This is a genomic window from Corynebacterium sp. A21, assembly GCF_052266655.1.
Lineage (GTDB): Bacteria > Actinomycetota > Actinomycetes > Mycobacteriales > Mycobacteriaceae > Corynebacterium.
In genome coordinates this window covers 339,876-358,963 of sequence record NZ_JBQPQY010000003.1, presented here as the reverse complement: position 1 = coordinate 358,963, position 19,088 = coordinate 339,876, and the positions used below count along the sequence as shown (strand labels likewise).

18 protein-coding genes are annotated in these 19,088 nt (G+C 63.5%); 11 read left to right on the top strand and 7 right to left on the bottom strand.

Features of this window, described 5'->3' with window-relative positions:
* Positions 1-17: 17 nt before the first annotated feature.
* Genes ACTU46_RS08020 through arsB form a run of 3 tightly spaced genes read right to left on the bottom strand, consistent with a single transcriptional unit; the run spans position 18 to position 1,983 of the window.
* Positions 18-425 (bottom strand): arsenate reductase ArsC, encoded by a 408-nt coding sequence (locus ACTU46_RS08020; protein ID WP_443380729.1) that lies wholly within the window; start codon positions 423-425, stop codon positions 18-20.
* 2 nt (positions 426-427) lie between these two features.
* The gene (locus tag ACTU46_RS08015; RefSeq protein WP_443380728.1) at positions 428-856 is read right to left on the bottom strand and encodes an arsenate-mycothiol transferase ArsC; all 429 of its coding nucleotides are present in this window, start codon (positions 854-856) and stop codon (positions 428-430) included.
* Positions 853-1,983, bottom strand: a complete 1,131-nt coding sequence (arsB, locus tag ACTU46_RS08010; RefSeq protein WP_443380727.1) for an ACR3 family arsenite efflux transporter — start codon at positions 1,981-1,983, stop codon at positions 853-855. The genes ACTU46_RS08015 and arsB overlap by 4 nt, the downstream gene beginning before the upstream one ends.
* Before the next feature lie 82 nt (positions 1,984-2,065).
* Between arsB and ACTU46_RS08005 the strand changes: the two genes are divergently transcribed.
* Together ACTU46_RS08005 and ACTU46_RS08000 are read left to right on the top strand one after the other, a co-directional pair.
* The gene (locus ACTU46_RS08005; protein WP_443380726.1) at positions 2,066-2,413 is read left to right on the top strand and encodes an ArsR/SmtB family transcription factor; all 348 of its coding nucleotides are present in this window, start codon (positions 2,066-2,068) and stop codon (positions 2,411-2,413) included.
* Positions 2,414-2,532: 119 nt separating this feature from the next.
* The gene (locus tag ACTU46_RS08000) at positions 2,533-3,015 is read left to right on the top strand and encodes a nucleoside deaminase (protein ID WP_443380725.1); all 483 of its coding nucleotides are present in this window, start codon (positions 2,533-2,535) and stop codon (positions 3,013-3,015) included.
* Here ACTU46_RS08000 and ACTU46_RS07995 read toward each other — a convergent pair.
* Positions 3,012-3,953: a LysR family transcriptional regulator gene (locus ACTU46_RS07995; protein ID WP_443380724.1), complete on the bottom strand. Its 942-nt coding sequence runs from the start codon at positions 3,951-3,953 to the stop codon at positions 3,012-3,014. The genes ACTU46_RS08000 and ACTU46_RS07995 overlap by 4 nt on opposite strands.
* Before the next feature lie 182 nt (positions 3,954-4,135).
* Between ACTU46_RS07995 and ACTU46_RS07990 the strand changes: the two genes are divergently transcribed.
* The 3 genes from ACTU46_RS07990 (at position 4,136) to ACTU46_RS07980 (ending at position 8,109) form a co-directional block, all read left to right on the top strand.
* Entirely contained in the window at positions 4,136-5,224 is a 1,089-nt protein-coding gene (locus tag ACTU46_RS07990) for a maleylacetate reductase (RefSeq protein WP_443380723.1), read from the top strand.
* A gap of 4 nt (positions 5,225-5,228) precedes the next feature.
* Positions 5,229-6,137: an intradiol ring-cleavage dioxygenase gene (locus tag ACTU46_RS07985; protein WP_443380722.1), complete on the top strand. Its 909-nt coding sequence runs from the start codon at positions 5,229-5,231 to the stop codon at positions 6,135-6,137.
* Positions 6,138-6,201: 64 nt separating this feature from the next.
* Positions 6,202-8,109 (top strand): FAD-dependent oxidoreductase, encoded by a 1,908-nt coding sequence (locus ACTU46_RS07980; protein ID WP_443380721.1) that lies wholly within the window; start codon positions 6,202-6,204, stop codon positions 8,107-8,109.
* On the opposite strand, the gene ACTU46_RS07975 is transcribed toward ACTU46_RS07980, so the two are convergent.
* Complete coding sequence (locus ACTU46_RS07975; RefSeq protein WP_443380720.1) at positions 8,019-8,462, bottom strand: anthrone oxygenase family protein; 444 nt, start codon at positions 8,460-8,462, stop codon at positions 8,019-8,021. The two genes, ACTU46_RS07980 and ACTU46_RS07975, sit on opposite strands and share 91 nt — an antisense overlap.
* Before the next feature lie 75 nt (positions 8,463-8,537).
* Between ACTU46_RS07975 and ACTU46_RS07970 the strand changes: the two genes are divergently transcribed.
* The 3 genes from ACTU46_RS07970 (at position 8,538) to ACTU46_RS07960 (ending at position 10,891) form a co-directional block, all read left to right on the top strand.
* Positions 8,538-9,449: a helix-turn-helix domain-containing protein gene (locus ACTU46_RS07970; RefSeq protein ID WP_443380719.1), complete on the top strand. Its 912-nt coding sequence runs from the start codon at positions 8,538-8,540 to the stop codon at positions 9,447-9,449.
* 37 nt (positions 9,450-9,486) lie between these two features.
* On the top strand, positions 9,487-9,879 hold the full coding sequence (locus ACTU46_RS07965) for a VOC family protein (RefSeq protein ID WP_443380718.1): 393 nt from the start codon (positions 9,487-9,489) through the stop codon (positions 9,877-9,879).
* Positions 9,880-9,991: 112 nt separating this feature from the next.
* Positions 9,992-10,891, top strand: a complete 900-nt coding sequence (locus ACTU46_RS07960) for a hypothetical protein (RefSeq protein WP_443380717.1) — start codon at positions 9,992-9,994, stop codon at positions 10,889-10,891.
* A gap of 107 nt (positions 10,892-10,998) precedes the next feature.
* On the opposite strand, the gene ACTU46_RS07955 is transcribed toward ACTU46_RS07960, so the two are convergent.
* The gene (locus tag ACTU46_RS07955; RefSeq protein ID WP_443380716.1) at positions 10,999-12,477 is read right to left on the bottom strand and encodes a succinic semialdehyde dehydrogenase; all 1,479 of its coding nucleotides are present in this window, start codon (positions 12,475-12,477) and stop codon (positions 10,999-11,001) included.
* Positions 12,478-12,735: 258 nt separating this feature from the next.
* Positions 12,736-14,262, bottom strand: a complete 1,527-nt coding sequence (locus ACTU46_RS07950) for a peptide MFS transporter (RefSeq protein ID WP_443380715.1) — start codon at positions 14,260-14,262, stop codon at positions 12,736-12,738.
* Positions 14,263-14,652: 390 nt separating this feature from the next.
* Between ACTU46_RS07950 and ACTU46_RS07945 the strand changes: the two genes are divergently transcribed.
* Genes ACTU46_RS07945 through ACTU46_RS07935 form a run of 3 tightly spaced genes read left to right on the top strand, consistent with a single transcriptional unit; the run spans position 14,653 to position 18,964 of the window.
* Positions 14,653-15,465, top strand: a complete 813-nt coding sequence (locus ACTU46_RS07945; protein WP_443380714.1) for an SDR family NAD(P)-dependent oxidoreductase — start codon at positions 14,653-14,655, stop codon at positions 15,463-15,465.
* 49 nt (positions 15,466-15,514) lie between these two features.
* Positions 15,515-16,678: a serine hydrolase domain-containing protein gene (locus ACTU46_RS07940; protein ID WP_443380713.1), complete on the top strand. Its 1,164-nt coding sequence runs from the start codon at positions 15,515-15,517 to the stop codon at positions 16,676-16,678.
* A 39-nt stretch (positions 16,679-16,717) separates the two neighbouring features.
* Positions 16,718-18,964, top strand: coding sequence for a cytochrome P450 (locus tag ACTU46_RS07935; RefSeq protein WP_443380712.1), 2,247 nt, complete (start codon positions 16,718-16,720; stop codon positions 18,962-18,964).
* The last annotated feature ends 124 nt before the right edge of the window (positions 18,965-19,088 follow it).

The following is a 19,088-nucleotide window of genomic DNA, read 5'->3' as shown; positions in this document are numbered from 1 at the left end:
GAGGTCGAGGTGTGAAGCTAGATGGTGGAGAGTAGCTCGTCGATCAGAAGCGTGATGCGACTCTTGATCTCGTCGCGGATTTCGCGTACCTCCTCGATGCCCCGGCCTGCCGGGTCATCGAGTTCCCAGTCCAGGTATCTGGTGCCGGGGAAGAAGGGGCAGGTGTCGCCACAGCCCATGGTGATCACGACGTCGGAAGCCTGGACAGTGTCGGCGGTGAGGATCTTCGGGGTTGCGGCGGTGATGTCGATGCCGTCTTCAGCCATGGCGGCCACCGCCACCGGGTTGAGCTGATCGGCGGGTTCGGAGCCTGCCGAGCGGACGGTGACGCGGCCGTCGGAAAGCGTGCTGAGGTAGGCGGCAGCTATCTGGGAGCGGCCGGCGTTGTGGACGCAGACGAAGAGGACGCTCGGTGCGGGGCTCATAATCAGCGCTCTTGGACTGCCTTGAGCTCGGTGAGCAGGCCCTGGACCCGGTTGTCGATGTCATCGCGGACCAGACGCATGCGCTCCAGGCCTTCGATGCCACGCTCGGAGGGCTCATCGGTGAGCCAGCGCTCGAGGGTGCCCCGGGCGTCGGCGGGCAGCTCCACCTGGGCATCGGCGCCCAGGACAACCACCCGGTCGACGCTGGTGAGCAGCTCCGGGTCAATGCCCTTCGGGGTGCCCTGGGACATATCGGCCCCAGCTTCGGCGATGACCTCGATGGACGCGGCATTGAGCTTGGAGCCGGGCTTGGTGCCGGCAGAGTGAATCTTCAGGGTATCGCCGGCGTGCTTGTGTGCCAGTGCCGCAGCCATCTGGGATTTACCGCCATTGCCGACGCAGAGGAAGAGAACGGAAGGGTTAGTGCTCATGAGGTGACAGGCTCCTTGTTCAGGGAAGGTTCCGGAGAGGAGGAACGGGCAGGGGGAAGGGTGGGGTCGCCGGGGAAGAGCTTCGGCCCCAGCCACAGCATGACGTATACCAGGCCGACAAGCACGGGGATCTCGATCAACGGTCCGATCGTGCCGGCCAGCGCCTGGGCGGAGGTCGCACCGAAGGTGCCGATGGCCACCGCGATGGCGAGCTCGAAGTTGTTGCCGGTGGCGGTAAAGGACACCGAGGCGGACTGGGCATAGCCCATGCCGGAGAGCTTGGATGCTGCCAGGGAGATGAAGAACATGGCCACGAAGTAGCTCAGCAGCGGAACCGCCAGGCGTGCCACAGTCCAGGGCTGGGAGGTGATCTGCTCGCCCTGCAGGGAAAACAGCAGGACGATGGTGTAGAGCAGGCCGATCAAGGACAGCGGAGAAATGGCGGGCAGGAACTTCGACTCATACCAACGACGTCCCTTGACCTTCTCGCCGATGATCCGGGAAAGCACACCGGCCAGCAACGGGATACCGAGGAAGACGAGCACGGAGGTGACGATCGACCAGAAGGAGAACTGGGCGGAGGTGGTCTCCAGGCCGAGCCAGGAGGGCAGGACCTGCAGGTAGAACCAACCGAGCACGCCAAACATGATCACCTGGAAAACCGAGTTGATCGCGACGAGCACGGCCGTGGCTTCACGGTCAGCGCAGGACATGTCACTCCAGACCAGCACCATGGCGATGCACCGTGCCAGACCAACAATGATCAGGCCGGTACGCAGTTCCGGCTGATCGGGCAGGAAGATCCAGGCCAGGGCGAACATCAACAGGGGGCCGACGATCCAGTTGAGAATGAGGGAAACACTCATCATGCGCTTGTCCGAGGCGATCTGTCTGGTCTTGTCATAGCGAACCTTGGCCAGCGGCGGGTACATCATCACCAGCAGGCCCAGGGCTATCGGCAGGGATATCCCGCCGACCTCCATGGAACCGAGGAAGGGAGCCAGTCCGGGGATGCCGCGGCCCAGCAGGAGGCCGAGCGCCATGGCGAGGATGATCCAGATCGGAATATATTTATCGAGGAAGGAAATACGAGCGGGTTGTACCCGGGTCTGGGTGGGAGTGGTCATGCGTCACCTTTCGAGGTATTGATGTTCGTCTATGTAAGAAGTTACTTCCTATATTGATGATCGTCAATATATGGTGGGTGGTATGAGCGTCCCCCTGTTTCTGCCGTTGACCGACCTCTCCGAATGCTGCTCCCTGGGTAGCGGGCCGCTCACTGACACGGAATCTGAGCGTTATGCGGCCCTGTTTAAGGTGCTGGCTGAGCCGGTCCGGCTGCGCATTCTTTCAAATCTGGCTGCCGGTGGTTGTGGGCCGGTCAGCGTCAATGAGCTTACGGAATTAATGGGGCTGAGCCAGCCGACGATCTCGCATCATCTGAAGAAGATGACCGAGGCGGGCCTGCTGGAGCGCATCCCGGAGGGGAGGATGGTCAAGCACCGGGTCCGTCCGGAACTCTTCGTGGAACTGCGGACCGTCCTGCAGCTCGGCTGAGACCGGGTGCGCCCCGGCGCGCTGCTTATCGACGCCGCGTACTACTCGGCAGGCGGGTTCAGTCCCGCTGCCGCCTCCCGGCGCTGCCCGGGGGCCGCCGGATGTGCCACTATGGGGCCATGATCACCAAGGTAGATCGTCTCCATCTCCGGCGCTGCATCGAACTTGCGGAGCAGGCCCTGGCCACCGACAACAGTCCTTTTGGATCCATCCTGGTCGGCGCTGATAATGAGGTCCTTTTTGCGGACCACAACCGCGATGCCAACGGCGACCCCCTCCGGCATCCCGAGTTCGAGATCGCCCGCTGGGCGCTGAAGTATATGACTGCCACCGAGCGGATGGAATCAACGGTCTACACCTCCGGAGAGCACTGCCCGATGTGCGCAGCTGCGCATGCCTGGGCGGGGCTCGGCAGAATCGTCTACGCCAGTTCCTCGACGCAGCTGGCCACCTGGCTCAATGATTTCGGGGCGCCGGCGATGCCGGTTGAGGGGTTGCCGATCAACCAGATCGCGCCGGGCATTCTGGTGGAGGGGCCGGTCGATGACCTGGCCGCCGAGGTTCAGGAGCTGCAACGCAGCTACCACCGCGAGCAGTACTAGCGCGCGGTGGTTCCCGCCGCGGTGCCGGCTACCTCGGTGCGGATGAGTTCAAGGACCCGGCGGACCACCGGGGGCAGGTAGTTCTGGACGCGCCAGAGCATGACCAGGTGGAGTGGGGGGATATCGTCGAGAATCTTGCGGTGGACGATGGAATCCACCTTGAGTCCGGTGGAGAATTCGGGCAGGACAGCCACGCCGGCACCGCCGGCGATCAGCGGAAGTGCGGTCTGCAGGGTGGCGATCTGATGAATGTGTCGGGGGCGGGATTCGGGGTGGAGGGCCCAGAATGTGTCCAGCGATTCGGGCAGGCCCGGGAACTCCGGATGCCGGGTGGGGACCAGCCAGTCGTCCTCGCGCACCTCGTGGAGGCCGATTGCGTCGATGCCGGGCGCGGCTGCGGGATGGTCGGGGTGTAGCCCCAGCAGCATGGGTAGCGTCACCAGTTTCTCGAAGTGAAGTTCCGGGTGCATCGTCCGAAGTCGGGGGATATCGCTGGTGGGCATGATGCCGATATCGGCCCGCCCCGTCCGGATGTTCTTGAGGGTGTCTGCGGGCTCCGGGTCAGCGAGGATGAACTCGACATCCGGGATCTCCCGACGGAAGGTGCGCAGCAGTATCGGCAGGTGGGACCAGTTGAACTCGGGTGCGATGTTCAAGGTGATCTGCCCGGTGGTTCCGGCGGCGTGCTCGAGGATCTTGTTCTTCGCGGCGTCCATCTGGTCGAGGACATGGGTGGCCAACTTGTAGACCTCACGTCCGGTCTCGGTGGCGGTGACCCCGGAGCGGGAGCGGATGAGTAATTCGGTGTCCAGCTCTGTTTCCAGGTTGCGGATCGCGGTGGATAGTGAGGGTTGGGTGAGGAAGAGCGCCTTCGAGGCGGCGGTGAAGGAGCCGTGGTCGATGACGGCCCGCAGGTAGTGGAGCTGGCGACTATCCATAAATTAAGTTTATACAAGGTACAGATATTTAGTATTTGTCTATGTGTTGACCGACACATAGTGTTGGCAGCAGCATGATGTGACTTTCTTCATAAACAAGTTTCTGTGTGCCTTATCGCATTGTTCATCGCTCGTTACTACGTCGGTCCCCGGGGCATTCCGGGGCATTTCGAGGAGATCGCATGACCGGGTATGAATTCACCCACCGGACCCTGGGGCAGGCCGTACATTTCGGTAGAGGAGAGGCCAGCAGATACGCCGCCGAGGAGGTGGCGGGCCATGACGCCCAGCGCGTCATGCTCATCGCCAGTGAGCGGGAAGCCGAGCTGGCGGCCGCAGTGGTCAAGGAAATTAAGATTGCCCTGACCTGGGATGACGTCATCCAGCACGTCCCCGTCGACTTGGCTCAGCGTGCCACCGAGGCTGCCCGAGAGGCCGGGATCGACCTGATCATCTCCGTCGGCGGCGGGTCCACCACCGGACTGGCCAAGGGTATCGCCCTGGAGACCGGCATCCCCGTGATCGCGGTGCCCACCACTTACGCCGGTTCCGAGGCCACCAACGTCTGGGGCCTGACAGCAGAAGCGACCAAGACCACCGGTGTTGATGACAAGGTGCTGCCGGCAACCGTCATCTACGATGCCGATCTGGTGGCTACCCTCCCGATGGGGCTGGCGGTGGCCAGTGCGCTCAACGCCATGGCTCACTGTGTGGATTCCCTCTGGGCACCCCGGGCCGATCCGATCAACCAGGTCAACGCGCTGGAAGGTGCCCGTTCACTGGCCGCGGCACTGCGCCGCATCCATGCGGACCCCGAGGATATTGACGCCCGCGGCGAAGCTTTCTACGGCTGCTATCTGGCGGCGGTCTCCTTCGCTTCCGCTGGCTCCGGCCTGCACCACAAGCTCTGCCACGTCCTCGGTGGCACCTTTGATCTCCCGCACGCCGAGACCCACGCCATCGTCCTGCCTCATGTCCTGGCCTTCAATGAGCCAGCTGTACCAGAACTCGCCGAACGGCTGAACCGTGCGTTGACCGGTGGCGACTCCCACCCCGAGGGTGCCGTCGGAGCCTTGGCCGAGCTCTACCGCGAGGTCGGCGCCCCGCGTGCGCTTCTCGACGTCGGCTTCACCGCCGCCGGCATCCCCGACGCGGTCCGCCGCACCCTGGCCGCCGTCCCGGCGTCCAACCCGGTCACCGCGACCGAAGAAAACCTCACCCAGCTGCTGCACAACGCCCTCAGCGGCGAATTGAACACCGGAAAGGCCTGACACCATGACCACCACCTCAACCACGTCGCCGACGGCTGCCGCCGTAGAACAGTCACTGCGGGAAACCAAGCTGACCGAGGAGGTCATCGCCTCCTTCGCCGGTACCGCTGACCCACGGCTGAAACAGATCATGGAAGCCACCGTGCGCCACCTGCACGCCCTGGTCCGGGAGGTCCGGCTGACCGAGGCGGAGTGGGAGTACGCCATTGACTTCCTCACCCGCGTCGGACACATCACCGATGACAAGCGCCAGGAATTCGTCCTGCTCTCCGATGTGCTGGGGGTATCCATGCAGACCATCGCGGTGAATAACCCGGCGGCCGGAGAGGCCACCGAAGCCACCGTCTTCGGGCCCTTTCATGTGGAGGACTCCCCGGAGATCCCCCTCGGCGGTGATATCGCGGGTGGTGCGCTCGGCCAGCCCTGCTGGGTGGAGGGAACCGTCACCGACACCGACGGCAACCCCGTCGCCGGTGCCAAGATCGAAGCCTGGGAAGCCGATGAAGACGGCTTCTATGATGTCCAGTACACCGATGAGCGCACCGCCGGCCGAGCCTGGTTACGCACCGATGATCAGGGGCGTTATGCCTTCTGGGCACTGACCCCGGTCCCGTATCCCATCCCGCACGACGGCCCTGTCGGCCAGATGCTGCAGGCCGTGGACCGCTCCCCGGTGCGCGCTGCCCACCTGCACTTCATGGTCACCGCCGAAGGCTTTCGCCGACTGGTCACCCATATCTTCGTCACCGGTGACCCACAGCTGGAGATCGGCGACTCCGTCTTCGGCGTCAAGGATTCCCTGATCAAGGACTTCCAGGAACAGACTGCCGATACCCCGACCCCCGATGGCCGGGAACTGGCTGGCAAGACCTGGTCCCGGGCGCGCTTTGATGTAGTCCTGGCGCAGCAGTAGTACCAGCCACCACCGGATTTAAGCACCATCACCCACACCACCTCGCACTAGGAACGGATCTCCCATGCCTTCTTCCGCTCTGCCCACCACCAACCAGCCCAACACCACCGTCCAGCCTGGCGATGTGGAAACCGATGTCCTCGTCGTCGGTTCGGGACCTGCCGGTTCCACCGCAGCGCTGGCCCTGGCCACCCACGGCATCGCCCACGTCGTCGTCAGTCGCTATCACAACACCGCCAACACCCCGCGTGCCCACATCAGCAATCAGCGCACCATGGAGGTCTTCCGGGACTTCGGCATCCAGGATCAGGCGGATCGTGATTCCACCCCGCACGCCAAGATCGGCGAGACCGTGTTCTGCACCGCCATCAACGGTGAGGAACTGGGACGGCTGCGCTCCTGGGGGGTCGGTCCGGAGCGGCACGCCGATTATGAGATGGCCTCGCCCACGCTCAACTGCGATCTGCCGCAGACCTACGCGGAGCCGCTGCTGGTCCGCAACGCCATGGCCCGCGGTTCCCGTTACCGCTGGTCCACCGAGTACGTCTCCCTGATCCAGGATGCGGAAGGCGTACACGTGCTGGTCCGCGACCGGTTGACCGGCACGGAATACACCATCCACGCCCGCTATGTCATCGGTGCCGATGGGGCGCGCTCCCGCGTCGCCGAGGACATCAACCTTCCGCTGGTGGGGCAGATGGGGAAGTCCGGGTCCATCAACATCCACTGCAAGATGGACCTCACCAAGTGGTGTGAGAACCGGGAGTCGGTGCTCTACTGGGTGCTGCAGCCGGGTGCCTCCGTCGGCGGCATCGGACTCGGCCTGGTGCGCATGGTCCGGCCCTGGAATGAGTGGCTGGTGACCTGGGGCTATGACATCGAGCAGGAACCACCGCAGCTGGATGACCAGATGGCGGAGGACATTGTCCGCCAGCTCATCGGCGATGCCGACCTCGATATCGAGGTACTCGACCACTCCATGTGGACCGTCAATGAAATGTACGCCACCCGCAACTCCGCCGGCCGGGTCTTCTGCGTCGGCGACGCCGTCCACCGTCACCCGCCTTCAAATGGCCTGGGCTCCAACACCTCCATCCAGGATTCCTTCAACCTGGGATGGAAGCTGGCCTATGTGCTCAAGGGCTGGGCCGGGGCGGAATTACTGGACTCCTACAACGATGAGCGCGTCCCGGTGGGCGAGCAGATCGTCAAACGGGCCAACAAGTCCATCACCGAATTCGGTGGCATCCTCGAGGCCCTGGGCCTGGACCCGCGCGATGACACCGAGACCATGCAGCGCCAGATCGCCACCCGCAAGGATGCGAGTCCCGAGGGGGAGCTGCGTCGTCAAGCATTGCGGGATGCCCTGGTGGCCAAGAACTACGAGTTCAACGCCCACGGCGTGGAGATGGGGCAGCGCTACGAGTCCACCGCCATCGCCCCGGACGGCACCCCCTGGCCGGAATACACCCGCGACCCGGAGCTCTACTTCCACCCGACCACCCACCCCGGTGCCCGCCTACCGCACGTCTGGATCGCCGAAGCAGACCCCACCAAGGCCAAGATCTCGACCCTGGATCTCTGCGGACACGGCGAGTTCACCCTGCTCACCGGCATCAACGGTGGTGGCTGGGTAGCGGCTGCGGGGGAGATTGCCGCGGAGCTGGGGATCCCGCTCAACGTCCACCAGATCGGTGCCGGGGGCGACTTCGAGGACCTCTACGGTGACTGGGCGCGCCTGCGTGAGGTCACTGATGAAGGTGCGATCCTGGTTCGCCCCGACCACCACGTCGCCTGGCGTTCCCTGAACGCGGTGACGGATCCCGCCGCCGCCCTGAGCTCAGCCCTGAACACTGTCCTGGCGCGTGGCTCCCAGTCAGATCAGCGCAGCAAAGGTGCCGCCAGTGCGACTGCACCGGCCACGCAGAGCAATCCGCGCACCGAGTTCGCGGCGGTCCAGGGCCCCCGGTAGGCAGCCCAGTCGAGAACACCGCTGGCCAGACGGTTGTTCAACGGCACGTTGTAGGCGACCGTCAATGCGGTGCCGGCGAGCACCGCGACCCCACCCGCCACCGCCAGATAATCCCCTCTGATCCCGCCGAGCACGGCAAGCGCGCCGGCCGCCACCGCGGAGCCGAAGAAGAGACCCAGGAAGGGCGGGGTTTCGGCCAGGACGTTGATGTGGTTCATGGTCTCGGTGGCACGGGTATCGCCGAGTCGGTCGAGAGCGGGCATGACAACCAGGCTGAAGGCGGAGTAGAAGCCGCCAACCGTCCCGGCGGTGGCAATGGCGGTGATGCGGATCAGATCTGTCGTGAGGTCCATGGTTCCGATCTAACTCCGGAATCATGGCGCCGAGAATGGTTCAGCGTCGACAGAACATACGCCAGCATCCATACTGTGAGCGTGCAACAGATTGGGATCACCGCCGCCGGGCCCCGCGCCCGAGATGCCTTCATCCTCCGCCTCCGCATGCGCGGACAGTGGCTTATCGACGTCCGCGACCGCACCCCGCTCTCGGTGATCAGCCCACTGCGCGGGCCCTGCGTGGTACGGCGGGGCACCGATTCGGTGGCCCTGGCACCCTTCGAACTGGCGCTGGTGGCAGGCAGCGGGCCCTATGAGGTGCTGCGCACCGAAGAAGATACCGAGCCGTCGGTCTACACGGTGCTGCCCAGCCAGAAATGTCTCGGCCCGGATGGCCGCCACGTGGATCAGGAACTCCGACACGGGCTCCGGACCTGGGGAAATGATCTGACAGGACCGGATGAAATCCTCGTCGGCTCCTATACCTCCATCAGCTCGGTGGCCGAGCTATTGCTGGGCACTTCAGCGCTGATCCGGGTGCCTGACCAGCAGACCCGCCCCTGGGTGGAACTGCTCGCCACCGAGGCCGGACAGGTCAGTCCGGTACACGCCGCAGTACTGGACCGGCTTCTCGATATCGTGACCCTGCGCGCCCTGGAAACCGTACCGGCTGTACCGGGCGGGATCACCGACCCCGGGATCAATGCTGCGGTAGCGGTGATCTGGGAGACGCCGGCACAGAAATGGACAGTGGCACAGCTGGCTGACATCGCCCGGATGTCACGTTCCGCCTTCGCAGTAGCCTTCCGGGAGGCACTGGGGGATACGCCGGCGTCCTACCTGACCTCACTGCGGTTGGCCTTGGCCTCCGATGCCCTCCGGGACACGGATTCTTCGCTGGATCAGATTGCCCGGGAGGTGGGCTACTCCACCGGCTTCGCGTTGAGTGAGGCCTTCCGGCGGGAGCTGGGGATCAGGCCCTCTGAGCTGCGCGTTCGCCGTTGAACGGTGAATGTCCGGTGGGTGGTTTACCCTGGGGTCCATGAGAATCAACATCACCAGCATCTTTGTCGACGACCAGGAAAAAGCCCGCGAGTTCTACACCGAAAAGCTCGGATTCCAGGTCCGCCACAATGTGCCGGTGGATGGCACCGCACTGTGGCTGACCGTGGTCTCCCCGCAGGACCCGGAAGGCACCGAACTGCTGCTCGAGCCGGACGGCCACCCGGCAGTCAAACCCTATAAGGAGGCACTGGTTGCCGATGGCATCCCGGCCACCCAGTTCGCGGTAGATGATCTCGCCGCCGAAGTGGAAAGACTCAAGGGCCTGGGCGTGAAGTTCACCATGGAGCCGGTGGACATGGAGAACATCGCCTTCGCGGTGATCGATGACACCTGCGGAAACCTGATCCAGATCGCGCAATACAAGATCTAGATCACTGGGCTAGCCTGGGTGTTCAACGGGTTTCTGGCGTGCCTTGGTTTTTCTGAGCCTTGTCTTTCCCGGAAACATCCTCGACAAACCCTGTAACCCCAAGGAGTCCGGCATGCCGCAGCTACTCGTTCTCGCCCGGGATCTGGACCGGATCGAGCTGATCGACACCAAGACCGGGGATCGTGAGGTCATCATCACCGACACCGGCCCCCACCCGGATGGTGTGGCCCGTGATGAGGACAGCATCTACTGGACAACGATGGGGAAACGGACCGCGCTCGCGCCCGGCGGTGAAGCCATCTACTCCGATGTTGATGGGGGAGTGCACGCCATCGGGGTGGACGGAAAGAACCGTCGCGATATCATCGCACCCGGCGACACCACCACCGGCAAACAACTCGCCCTGGACAGCCGCGGCAACCTCTACTGGGGAAACCGCGAGGGCCTCTCACTAGCTACCTCCCGCTGTGATGGGAGTGGGCTGCGTGACCTGGTCAAACGCGATGGTTCAGGCGCTGAGCGGGACTGGATCGTCGGCTTAGCTATCGATGAGGCCAACGGTCACATCTACTGGAGTCAGAAGGGATCTTTCACCGGTGGTGACGGCCGCATCTTCCGCGCCGGACTGGAGATTCCGGCAGGACAGACCGCGGAAAACCGGAGCGATATTGAGCTGCTGTGGGATAACCTACCTGCCCCGATCGACCTTGAACTGATCGAGGACCGGTTGCTCTGGACCGACCGGGGCTCCGGCTCCTGGCCCGGCGGCAACTCACTCAACCGGGCGAAGGTACCTGAGGTGGGTGAACGTGGCGAAACCCCCACCATTTTGGCAGAGGGCTTTGCGGAGGCCATTGGACTGGCAGTGGATCCGGAGCGGAAGGTGGCCTATGTCGCTGATCTTTCCGGTCAGATCTGGATCGTTCCGGCACCGGAGAATACCGATGTGGAAACCCATGTGGTGATCGACCTTGGGTTCCCGATAACCGGATTGAACCTCTTTCACCGGTAGAACCACCGGTCCGGCGCTTATCGACGCCGCGCGGGGAACCGGGGTGCGGGATCGCGGCGTCGTTAAGCGCTCACGCCGCTACCGGACGACCCACATCGGCGCATCATCTAACGCAGCACCCGCTTGCCCAGCTTCAGCGCGGTGCTCAGTGTCTTCGCGTACACCTCGCGGGAAAGTGTGTGGGGACCGCTGATCGGGAGCATGCGCTGCACTGCCACGGTGCGGGATTCGGTGTACTTCAATAGGCCTTCATCGGCGTGTCGACGGCCAACACCGGAGGCCTTCCAGCCGCCCATCGGGGCGTCGAGACTACCCCAGGCGGCAGCGAAACCTTCGTTGATGTTCACGGTGCCGAACTCCAGCTGGGCGGCGATTTTCCGGCCGGTCGATGGTTTCGCCCAGATACTGGCGTTGAGCCCGTAGTCGGAGTTATTGGCCTGCTGGACCGCTTCCGTCATGCTGTCCACGGCCTGGATGGCGACGACCGGTCCGAAGGTCTCTTCATAGAAGAGCTCGGCGTTTCCAGGAACATCGATGAGTATGGTGGGGGCGAAGAAGCAGGGGCCGAGCTCTGGCAGGGAGTGCCCTCCGGTGAGGATCTTGGCTCCCTTGGCCACCGCGTCGTCGATAAGCGACTGCACCCGGGCGAGGTGCTCGGGGGAGATCAACGAGCCCATCTCCACGGTCCATTCATGCCCGGCGCCGAGTTTCAGGGACCTGGTGGCGGCCTTGAAGCGGGCGGTGAACTCGTCGGCGAGTTCACGGTGGACGTAGATTCGCTCGATGGAGATGCACAGCTGGCCGGAGTTGGAGAAGCAGGCGTTGACCGCCCCGCGAACAGCCTTATCCAGATCGGCGTCAGCGGCAATGATCAAGGGATTCTTGCCGCCGAGTTCCGCGGAGAAGCTGATCAACCGCTCGCCGGCCTGCTTCGCCAGCTGGCGGCCGGTTTTAGTGGAACCGGTGAACATCAGGAAGTCGCATTCTTCGACAATCGCTTGCCCGACCACGGAACCCGTGCCGGTGAGCACCTGAAACACAAAATCCGGGAGTCCTGCCTCGGTGAGGAGCCGGGCTGCGAGCAGTGCGCTGAGCGGGGTCTTCTCATCCGGTTTTAGTACAACTGTATTACCCGCGAGGATCGCCGGGATGGCATCGGACACCGCCAGGGACAGCGGATAGTTCCAGGGGGAGATGATCCCCACCACGCCCTTCGGGACATGCTGGACCTGGGTGTGTGTCAGGACCGGCAGCGCACCTTTGGCGCGATCGGTGCGCAGTAACCTGGCAGCGGCGAAGGCATAGTGTCGCGCGGTCACCGCCACATCCATGACCTCATCGAAGGCGCTGGCGCGGTTCTTTCCGGACTCATCCTGGATGGTATCCAGGATCTCATACTGACGGTCCAGCACCAGGTCATGGAAACGCAGCATGATCTCCCGGCGTTCCCTGGCGGAGGTTTTCGCCCACTGTTTCTGAGTCTGACGGGCACGTTCGAAGGCCTGGCGGGTGTCCTCGACGGTGTGCGCGGGGACCTCGCCGAGGATGCGGTTATCGAAGGGAGAAGTGACGCTGAGGCGGCTCATGGGTTCAACGGTAGGGGAAAACCGGGTATCCCACAGGGAGATGCTCCAGCCCCGATTCTCCCGGGCACCTGCTGCGTTGTTGATTCCCGCGGGCGGCCGAGATGAACGTGGCGTGGATAGGTCGGCTCGATGATCCGGGGCCAGATCGCTGAGGCGGTGCGGCGGGTGGTGAATCCCAAGAAGTAGGGCGCAGCAAAAGGCCGGGACCCGGTAAAAACCAGGACCCGGCCGAAGCGCCAGCAAGAAGAAGTTCAGGAACTAACGCACATCCACGAACTTGCCCAGGACCCACTTCTTCGAGGCGATGATGAGGGCACCGATCACGATGGCGGCGATGCCGACCGAGATGAAGAAAGTCCGCTCGGCCGAGGCATCTTCCGGATTGTAGAAGCCGCCGAGTGTGCCAGAGAGTGAGGTGCCCATGGAGATGGCCATCAGCCAGACCGCGAACATCCGGGATTGGAAGGCAGCCGGCGCGACCTTGGTCGCCAGCGAGTTGCCCACTGGGGAGAGCAGCAGTTCACCCATGGTGAAGAGGAAGAGGATCCAGATGATCAGTAGCATCGGGGTGGAGTTCGCGCCGCCACCGGCATAAGGCAGGAAGAAAAATAGCGAGGCGCCGATGATCATATTGGCCACACCGAACTTCACGGGAGTGGACCACTGGCGCTTTCCCAGCTTCGTCCAGATAGCGGCGAAGACGCCGGAGAAGATGATGATGAAGATCGGATTGAAGGACTGGACCAGGCCTGGTTTGAGTTCCGTGCCGAGGAAGTTGAGGTTCAGTCGCTGGTCCGCGTAGACCGCCAGCACTGTGAACTGGGTCTGGAAGATGGCGAAGAAGAGCACGCCGCCGATGAACATCGGGATGAACCCCAGCAGGCGGGACTTTTCCTTCGGCGTGGTCTGCGGTGAGGAGTACATCTGTGTGAGAAGAGCGACTGCGGCGACCAGGGCAATCAGCGCCATGATGTTGGACAGCCAGGCCAGCTTGATCACACCGGTGGCGATCAGTGCGACGACGGCCACGACCACCACGATGGTGCCGAGGGCCCAGGGGAGGAACTGCTTGCGTGGCAGCGGGTTCGGCACTTCATGGCCCGCCGCGCCGATGGTGGTCTTGCGCATCAGCACGTACTGGATCAGGCCGAGTGCCATGCCGATGGCCGCGAGGCCGAAGCCCCAGTGGAAGCCGCCCCAACCCCAGAGAGCATTGGTGAGCAGCGGGCCGAAGAGAGCGCCGATGTTCACACCCATGTAGAAGATGGAGAAGCCGGCGTCGCGGCGGGGGTCGGTGCGGGAGTAGAGCTGGCCGAGGACCACCTGGGCGGCGGTTTTCACGCCACCGGAGCCCAGGGCGATCAGCACCAGGCCGAGGGATAGTCCGATATGGCCGGGGAGCAGGGCCAGCGCGATATGGCCGAGCATCACGATGATGGCCGAGTAGAACAGTGTCTTCTCGGAGCCGATGAGGCGGTCCGCGATAAAAGAGGCCGCCAGGGAGCTCATGTAGACGAAGCCGCCGTAGGCGCCGACGATGGAGAGCGCGGTGGTCTGGTCCATGCCCAGGCCACCGTCAGTGACGGAGTAGTACAGGTAGAAGGCCAGGATCGACTGCATGCCGTAGAAGCTGAAACGCTCCCACATCTCCACGCCGAAGAGGTTTGCCAGCCCCCAGGGCTGACCGAAGAATTGTCTGTGCCGGTGGGCATCCGAAATATCGGTCCCTGATGGGGGACGGTGGGATTCGGGTGTCACACCGTCTTGTGTGGTGTCGGTGTTCATGCCTTAAATCATGCCGCACATCACATTGCGGAGGGAAATTGTGCCGTGCTATGGGAATGGTTTTGGGGTGATGGCACTGGCTGGTGACCTCGGGAAACGTCGGTGCAGTGAGATTTGTGGAAGGGTCCCGGAAGGTGTTGCGGCCCTTCGGGTCCGGCCGTTTATCGGCGCTCGGGTCGGTCGGGGGCGCGCATTTCCCGCCCGCCGCTGCGGGGCGGGTTGGATGCGGCGTCGATAAGCCTGTGATGGCATCCCATAACCCCCAAATGGGGTGACTGGGGGCATATTCAAGAATATCTTCAAACTATGACTAGACAGGTGTCCAGTTATCCGGCATGCTGTGCCCAGCACATAAATGTGTCCCAATGCACAGCAGGTAGGAGTTTTGAGATGAGTCTCAGCGGAAAGATTGCGGTAGTCACCGGAGCGGGTTCGGGAATGGGGTTGGCGACGGTCCAGGCCTTCGTTCGTGAGGGTGCCACGGTCTACGCCTTCGACATCTCCCAGGACAATCTCGAACGTGAACTCAGTTCCGAGTCCGCGGTGACCACCATCGCGCTGGATATCGCGGATTCCGCCGCGGTCAACGCCGCCTTCGCGCAGGTCAATCAGGCACACGGCAAGCTGGACATCCTCATCAACGCCGCCGGCGTGAACACCCCGAACCGTCAGGCCACCGAGTGGCTCGACAACATCAACCACTCCATGCTCGAGCATGCTAAAAAGGGCGAGCCCTTCGCACCGGACTTCCTCTCCGAGATCCCGGATGAGGACTTCGAGCGGGTTATGAAGATCAACGTACACGGCACCTTCTACGCCATCCGCGCCGCCGCCCCGCTGCTTAAAGCCGCTGGTGGGGGAGCTATCGTCAACTTCGCCTCGGTCGCCGGCCTGGTCGGCCTGCCGATGCCGGCCTACTACCCGGCCTCCAAGGCCGCGGTCGTCGGTATGACCCGTTCCCTCTCCGGCGAGCTGGCCCCCTTCAATATCCGTGTCAACGCCCTGGCCCCAGCGGGCATCAACACCGCCCTGCTCACCCAGTCCGGTGAGGACCACGTTCAGGCACTCCTGTCTTTGCAGCCGCTCAAGCGCCTGGCCGAGCCCGAGGAAATCGCCGAAACCCTGGTTTTCCTCGCCTCTGATGCCGGCGCCCACTACACGGGCCAGGTGCTCTCGCCCTCCGGCGGCGCCTACCTCGCCTAATTAGTACGCCTGTAACAGAATTCAGCCAGCCGAAGGAGTCTCCCAGAACATGTCCACCCAGGATTTCAACCAGTCCGCCCTCGACCGCCTCGAATCCGTCATCAAGGCCGATATTGAACGCGGTGACTATGACGGCGTGAATATCATCCTCGCCCGACACGGTGAGATCGGCCTGCAGGGCAGCTACGGTTTCGCCGAGCGTGCCACCGGCAGGCCCACTCGGCGTGATGATGTCTACCGCATCCTCTCGATGACCAAGGCCTTCACCAACACCCTGGTCTACCGCGCTCTCGGCGAGGGCAAGCTTTCGTTGTCTACCCGCGTGGTTGATCTGATCCCGGAGTTCTTCGGCACCGATCCTTTCCGCGCGGTGCGTAAGGACAAGATCAATCTGGGGCATCTGCTCACTCACCGCTCCGGTATGCCGGCTACCCCGGATCCGGGTCTGCCGGCCGCGCAGTTCAATGTGCTGGCAGATGTCATCGCGGCCCTGGGTTCGGTGGATGTGGTTAATGAGCCCGGCTCCAACCTCAACTACGCCCCCTCGATCAATCATGCGCTGATGGGGGAGATGGTCCGCCGAGCCTACGGCTACGAGCACTTCCGTGACCTGGCCCGCGAGCTCATCTTCGAGCCCCTCGGTATGAAGGACACCGCCTTCGGTCTGCCCTCGCGTAATGAAGAGCGGGCCGTTCCGCTGAAGGTTTATGTACCCGAAGATGGTTGGCTGGCGCCGGAGGACATCGAGTGCCTCAACCGCTACATCACCGAGGACGCCGAGATGCCCTGGGTCGGTGGCACCTCCACCGTCGATGACATTTTCACCTTCGCCGAGATGTTCCGCCGTGGTGGTGAGGCGGGCGGTGAGCAGCTGATCGCACCGGCCATCCTCGACGAGGCCACCACCCTCCAAACCGGAGACATGCCCAATGACCTCTACTCCGGCATCGCCGCCGCCCGCGGTTGGGAGGCACCGGGCGGGAACTTCGGTCTCGGGTTCTCGCTGTCTGGGACCGGTACCGCCCCGAACTTCTTCGGCCCCTTCACCTCCCCGCGCACCTTCGGCAACTACGGTGCCGGCTCCACTCTCTTCTGGGTCGACCCGGAACGCGACCTGACCTTCGTCTTCCTCTCCTCCGGAGTGATGGATGAGGGCGATAACGTCGCCCGTTTCCAGAAGCTCTCCACCATGGCCGTCGCCGCGGCTCTCTGACCACTGCTTATCGACGCCCCGCCAGAAAGGCTCACAGTCATGACCACCGTTTCAGCCCCCGCCGGTAAGTGCCCCTTCGCCCACGGTTTCGACGCCATGGGAGATGATTACTACCAGGACCCGGCCGTCCACTTCGCCCAGTTCCGCGATGAGACCCCGACCTTCTTTTACCCCTACCTCAACGCCTGGATGATCAACCGGCGCGAGGATGCCCTGCAGGTGCTGGGTGATTGGCAGAAGTTCTCTTCGGCCTCCAATGGTGGGCTGATCGAGGTGCCGGAACAGTTCCAGCACATCATCTCCGGTGAATTGATCTCCCGCATTCTCGTCGGTTCGGACCCGCAGGGCCATACCACCGCCCGCGGCGTCGCCCAGCTGGGTTTCCTGCAGGAGGATATGGATGCCCTGGCGCCGGAGATTGAGGCCCGCGCTCACCGCATCATCGATAAATTCGAGAATAAGGGTGCCGGTAACCTGCTCGAGGATTACTTCATTGAGCTGACCACCCAGACGCTGCTGGCGCACATGGGCCTGGATTATGAGCATGATGGACTGATCCGGCAGCTGCGTGATGATTTCTTCGCGGTGCTGGCTTCCGCCCAGGAGCCCCTGCCGGAGCCGATGCGCTCCCAGGTCTGGTCCCGCTTCACCGAGGCCAACCTTCAGTTGCAGGAGATCATCGAGTCCCGTCGCGAGTCCGATGCCCGTGACCTGATCTCGATCATGGCCTCGCAGCAGGATGAAGAAGGCAACTACATTCTCGGGGCGGACCAGATCGCCGTCCACCTTTCGGAGTTTGCCGCCGCCGGTACCGATACCACCGCTCAGGCGATGGCCAACGCGCTGCTCTTCCTGCAGCAGAACCCGGAGGCACTAGAGGATGCGCTGCTGGAGCCGGAGCTGTGGCCGCGGGTCTTCGAGGAGACCGTCCGTCGACGTCCCTCCTCCACTTTCGCCTCCCGCCGCTCGAATATCGATATCGAGCTCTCCGGAGCGCAGATCAAGAAGGGCGACATGGTCTGGATTGCGCTGGCCTCGGTGAACACCGATCCGGAGTACGTCGAAGATCCTTTCAAATTTGATATCCACCGCCCGGATCCGCAGGATCACCTGTCCTTTTCCACTGGCCGCCACAAGTGCCTGGGCAATCCACTAGCCCGCGTCCAGGGCGCCATCGGCCTGCAGGTCCTCTTCGAGCGGCTGCCCTCGGTCACCGTTGATGATCCGGCGGCGATCGACTTCGTCCGCATGGCCCTGCTGCCGGCCCGCCGTTCGCTCAATGTCCACTGGGATGTCGCCGATGTCGAGTTCTCCAAGCGCAACACCCTGCGCACCCTGAACCTCAAGATCGCCGAGCGCAAGATTGAATCCGAGGGCGTGATCTCCCTGGCTCTGGTACACCTGGATGGCGGCGAACTACCCACGTGGAAGCCGGGCGCCCACATTGACCTGCACCTCCAGGGCCCAGACGGCGAGGAGCTGGTCCGCCAGTATTCGCTGTCCTCCGATTGCGATGACCAGTCCTGCTACCGCGTGGGTATCCTCCGCGAACCCGCCGGCCGTGGTGGCTCCGCCGCCGCCCACGACACCCTCCTCGAAGGCGGCACCCTCACCGTGTCCTGGCCGCGTAACAATTTCCGCTTCGCCGAGGCCGAGCACTACCTCTTCATCGCCGGTGGCATCGGCATCACCCCGCTCCTCGCCATGATCCGGGAAGCCGAGCGTCAGGGCAAGGACTGGACGCTGCTCTACGGTGGCCGCACCCGCAGCTCCATGGCCTTCCTCCCGGAACTGGCCACCTACGGTGACCGGGTGCAGCTGGTACCCCAGGACGAACTCGGCCACCTCGACCTGGACACCGCGCTTATCGACGCCGCGCCGAACACGCTGATCTACACCTGCGGCCCGGAGGGACTGCTGCAGGCGGTGGAGGCCCAGGCGGCACACTGGCCCAAGGGCAGCCTCCGCCTTGAGCGCTTCGCCCCGAAGATCATCGAGCGCGAGGGCGATGACGAAGCCTTCGAGGTGGAGTTCGCCGGGTCTGGGAAGACGGTCACGGTCGGAGCCGGGGAGTCCATCCTCGACGCCGCCAAGCGTGAAGGCATGCCGGTGATCTCCTCCTGTGAGACCGGTACCTGCGGCACCTGTGAAACCGCAGTGCTCAGCGGAACAGTGGATCACCGAGATTCCATCCTCACCAACGATGAACAGGCCGCGAATGACACCATGATGATCTGCGTCTCCCGTGCCGGGAAGGGTTGTTCAAAGCTGGTGCTGAGCAGGTAGAAACCCCCTGCGGTGGCCAGTCATCTCAGCACCTCGGCTGGTCGCTTCAACCTCCAAGGAAGCATGCGGCGGACTTGGCGGAACTTAAGAGCGGCCAGAACTGGCCGGAACTGGTCGGGACGGC